The following is a 443-nucleotide window of genomic DNA, read 5'->3' as shown; positions in this document are numbered from 1 at the left end:
CGCCCTATTCGGACTCGCTTTCGCTACGGCTACCCCACACGGGTTAACCTCGCTACACACCGCAAACTCGCAGGCTCATTCTTCAAAAGGCACGCAGTCACGGCCCACCGAGCAAGCTCGGCGAACGACGCTCCCACGGCTTGTAGGCACACGGTTTCAGGTACTATTTCACTCCGCTCCCGCGGTACTTTTCACCATTCCCTCACGGTACTATCCGCTATCGGTCACCAGGGAATATTTAGGCTTAGCGGGTGGTCCCGCCAGATTCACACGGAATTTCTCGGGCTCCGTGCTACTTGGGAGAAGCTCAAGTGAGCCGTACAGGTTTCGTCTACGGGGGTCTTACCCTCTACGCCGGACCTTTCGCATGTCCTTCGACTACCCAAACGGTTTCTGACTCACCCAGCCGCCGGCAGACGACTGAAGAACTTTCCCACGACCCC

General features: G+C 57.8%; 1 rRNA gene. It reads right to left on the bottom strand.

Features of this window, described 5'->3' with window-relative positions:
* Window positions 1–443 (bottom strand): 23S ribosomal RNA (locus AA75_RS01720); the annotation flags it as partial.

Source organism: Kitasatospora sp. MBT63 (assembly GCF_000710465.2).
Taxonomy (GTDB): domain Bacteria; phylum Actinomycetota; class Actinomycetes; order Streptomycetales; family Streptomycetaceae; genus Kitasatospora.
Note: the sequence above shows the minus strand (reverse complement) of the source record. Positions and strands in the feature narration are given on the sequence as shown.